Below are 4,208 nucleotides of genomic sequence, written 5' to 3' on the forward strand. Positions count from 1 at the left end.
CGGAGATGTGTATAAGAGACACCTGTAGGACCTGTTAACATAATGAATTTCGAATGCGTCGTTTTCGTCCGAATCTTCGCTTGAACCTCTTCGAGTAATACCGTGTTCAATTCAGCTTGCTGCGTTTGATAATAAGTTGACACAAGTTTCTCGTGTAGGTGTTCTGCCAACTGATTCAACGCTGGCTCCGCAAGTAACTTAGCGTACTGTCTTAGTTCTCTTGGTAATGGTCTTTCCCCTGTCGTAATAATTGTAGGGCGTTCTACGATTGATCGCTGTTCTATTTGGTTTACATGAGGGTTCACTCTATTCGGCTGTTCTACTTTAACAGTCCTTTTATCCTCTACATGTTCATCCACCGAACCGACCAATTCTACTTTTCGTTTTGCAAAAACCCCGAAAATACCACCGACTTTTATATGCCGTGTATTCAAGATGATAGCTTCTTCGCCTAACTCCTGTTTAACTCGCTCCATTGCTTCAGCCACCGTATCTGCTACGATTTTTTTCACTATCATTGCTTATATCACCCCAATACTCTTCACTTCGATCGTCGGCATCAATTCGTTATACGATAAGACCGGAATATCCGGGAAGTATCGTTCCGTCAACTGACGAACGAACATTCGAATACTTGGAGAAGTCAGAATGATTGGATGTGCGCCATAGCGTTCAAACTCCATCGTCCGTTCTTGCAGCGTTTCGATGAAGCGACTCGCTTTTTCGGGATCAAGCGCTAAATAATTACCAAACTCTGTCTTCTGGATCGCCGACTGGATATCGAGTTCCATCTCACTTGAGACTGTTACGACGTGTAACACCTCTCCTTGCATGACTTGTTCAGTGATTTGACGTGATAAGGATTGGCGAACATACTCTGCTAGTAATTCACTATCCTTGGTTACTGCGGCATAATCAGCAAGCGTTTCAAAAATTAAAGGTAAATTTCGAATCGATATTTTCTCTTTTAGTAATTGAACGAACACTTTTTGCAAATCCCCAATCGAAAGTAGTTGCGGCGTAACTTCTTCCACTAAAATCGGATGAGATTCTTTTAAATGATCGACCAATTGTTTCGTTTCTTCTCGACCAAGTAATTCAGCAGCATGTTTCTTTAAGAGTTCTGTTAAGTGCGTAGCAACGACAGATGGTGGATCAACGACCGTATAGCCTGACATTTCTGCTCGGCTCCGTGTCTGTTCATCAATCCAGAGTGCCGGCATACCAAATGCCGGTTCAACTGTCTCGATCCCTCGAATCTCTGGATCGTCGACACCCGGACTCATCGCTAAGTAATGATCAAGTAACAGTTCGCCGGTTGCCATCTCACTTCCGCGAATCTTAATCCGGTACTGATTCGGTGATAACTGTAAGTGATCCCGAATCCGAACGGTCGGAAGAACGAATCCGAGTTCAAGAGCTAGTTGCCTACGAATCATGACGACACGATCGAGTAAATCGCCACCTTGCGCTTCATCAGCAAGCGGAATCAAACCATAACCGAATTCGAATTCAATCGTATCAACATTCAGTAAGGAAATAACTGATTCGCTTGATCGTAAATTTTCGCTTGGTGCTTCTTCGACAGCAACTTCTTCTTGCATCGTCTTCGTCGCCTGCTTCATTCGCCAAGCAAAGAATCCAAACAGTGCAGCGATCGGCATCGTGACGTAATCCGGAATCGCCGTGAACAGTCCAAGTAAGAAGATAGCTCCTGCTGCAATTCCAACGAGGAGTGGTGTCCGTGTCAATTGACCGATGACATCCTCTCCAAGATTTCCATCAGACGTTGAACGTGTGACGATAATACCGGTCGCAACCGATATCAAAAGGGCTGGAATCTGACTGACAAGACCGTCACCAACTGTTAGCAACGTATACAAATTGACGGATTCCATCATCGGTAAACCCTGCTGGACAACACCGATGATCATCCCGAAAATCAAGTTGATGATGACGATGATGATGCCTGCGATTGCATCTCCTTTAACGAACTTCGACGCCCCATCCATCGCACCATAAAAATCCGCTTCCGACTGAATTTTTTGGCGACGAGTCCGGGCTTGCAATTCGTCAATCATGCCGGAGTTCAAATCAGCATCGATCGCCATTTGTTTCCCTGGCATCGCATCGAGCGTAAAACGTGCCGAGACTTCCGAGACTCGTTCTGAACCCTTTGTGATGACAAGAAACTGGATTAAGACGAGAATCAAGAAGACGACGAAGCCGACAAGCGCGTTACCTCCGACAACAAAACTACCGAAAGCCTCGATGACTTCGCCACCGTTTCCGTTTGATAAAATCGCCCGTGTCGTTGAGACATTGAGCGCAAGACGAAACAGCGTAACGATCAGTAACAATGTCGGAAATACAGAAAACTCAAGTGCCTCTTTGGCATTCATCGCAACGAGTAGTACCATCAAGGCAATTAAAATATTGATGATGATTAAAAAATCGAGCATGATAGCGGGCAGTGGAATGACGAGCATGAAGACGATCATGATGACGCCTAGCAGAACCGTTAAATCTCGTGTTGATATACTCATGATGCTTCATCCTTTCATTTTGCTTGTTTCAGTTGATAGACAAAGGCGAGTGTTTCAGCGAGCGCCTGATAGAACGTTTCATCCACTGCCATACCAATTTCTGATTGAGCGAACAACGCCCGCGCCAGCGGACGATTTTCAACAATCGGGACATCAGCTGCTGTCGCCTTCTCCCGAATCCGGAACGCGACAGCATCTACGCCTTTAGCAACGACAATCGGTGCCATATGTTTTCCGTCATCGTACTGAATCGCTACCGCATAATGGGTTGGGTTCGTGATGACGACGTCGGCATTTGGTATTTCTTGCATCATCCGCCGCATCGCCATCTCCCGTTGTTGTTGTTTGATTTTCCCTTTGATTTGAGGGTCACCCTCTGTGTTTTTATGCTCATCTTTTAAATCCTGTTTACTCATTCGGATCGACTTCTCGAAATCAAATTTTTGATAAGCGAAGTCCAAAATGGCTAATGCAATCAAAGCGATACTAACAGATAAACCGAGTAAAAATGTTAAATGACCAATGATAGCTAATGCATCACCGATTGGTTCCGAAGTCAACCGTGAAATTTCGACCTTGTTATTCCATAAGACCGTGCCGCTCGTCACACCGATGACAAGCAGTTTAAAGACCGATTTTAAAAATTCGACGAGCGCTTTGACACTAACAATTCGTTTGACGCCTTGTAGTGGATTAATCCGATCCAGTTTCGGTTGGATCGCCTCGCCACTCAAAAGTACACCAATTTGAACAAAATTCCCGAGAACACCGATGACGACCGCTGTTAAAAAGAACGGTGCGACGAGAATTCCCATTTGAATCAGCATCTCGACTAAAATCTGTTCAATTCGTCCCTCCTCAACAGCCTGCAACACTTGACTTGCACTTAGACCATCTTGTAGAACGAGGACGAATCGTCGTCCTAGAAATGGACCAAAAAAATAGAGGACGAGGAACATCGCGAATAACATAAAACTACTTGTCAGATCCGCTGATTTTGCGACTTGCCCTTTCTTGCGGGAATCATCCCGCTTTCGAGGTGTCGCCTTCTCCGTCTTCTCACCAGCGAAGTACTGAAGGTCAAGGCGTAATCGATATGAATGCATGTCCTCAACCTCCTAGTAATCGAATGGCGTCTGCAAGTACATCTTGTAGTAATGGAACGAATCGACCGATTCCTGTGATCGTCGCTCCTGCTAATAAAAACAGAATCGCGTATCCCATTAACAGTTTGACGGAAAAACCAATCGCAAAAATGTTGAACTGGGGTGCTGTTTTCGCTAAGAAACCGAGTGCGAGGTCCACTAAAAAGAGTGAAACGACAAGTGGCATCGCCATTTGTAAGGCAGTCAACATCGCAAGACCAACGACACGGATGACAAGGCTCATTCCTGCGTCGCCCGATACCGCAATCAGGATACCTGGTGGAAAGATTTGAAAACTCGTGTAAATGCCGTCAAGTAAAATCAGGTGCATATCAGAAGCGAGCAAGACGAGTAATGTCAGCATGTAATAAAAACGACCAACGATAGGTGACTGTCCACCAAACATCGGGTCATAAGCGGAAGCCATTGCAAGCCCCATTTGCAAATCAATGATGGAACCGGCAATTTGTGGCGCATACAATAAAAAACTGGCAAGTAACCCAAGTGCTAGACCTGT

The 4,208-nt window shown here is 45.2% G+C and carries 3 protein-coding genes and 1 pseudogene; all 4 read right to left on the reverse strand.

Features of this window, described 5'->3' with window-relative positions; translation table 11 throughout:
* Window positions 1-518, reverse strand: a pseudogene (locus tag F8N00_RS16605) (GTP-binding protein); the annotation flags it as partial.
* A 3-nt stretch (window positions 519-521) separates the two neighbouring features.
* Window positions 522-2,546, reverse strand: coding sequence for a flagellar biosynthesis protein FlhA (flhA, locus tag F8N00_RS16610; protein ID WP_023468702.1), 2,025 nt, complete (start codon window positions 2,544-2,546; stop codon window positions 522-524).
* Between the two features lie 14 nt (window positions 2,547-2,560).
* On the reverse strand, window positions 2,561-3,652 hold the full coding sequence (gene flhB / locus F8N00_RS16615) for a flagellar biosynthesis protein FlhB (RefSeq protein ID WP_023468703.1): 1,092 nt from the start codon (window positions 3,650-3,652) through the stop codon (window positions 2,561-2,563).
* A gap of 4 nt (window positions 3,653-3,656) precedes the next feature.
* Window positions 3,657-4,208, reverse strand: a 552-nt coding sequence (locus tag F8N00_RS16620; RefSeq protein ID WP_421018608.1) for a flagellar biosynthetic protein FliR, incomplete at its 5' end; no start/stop codon positions are given.

Source organism: Exiguobacterium sp. A1_3_1 (assembly GCF_048985645.1).
GTDB classification, from domain to species: domain Bacteria; phylum Bacillota; class Bacilli; order Exiguobacteriales; family Exiguobacteriaceae; genus Exiguobacterium_A; species Exiguobacterium_A indicum.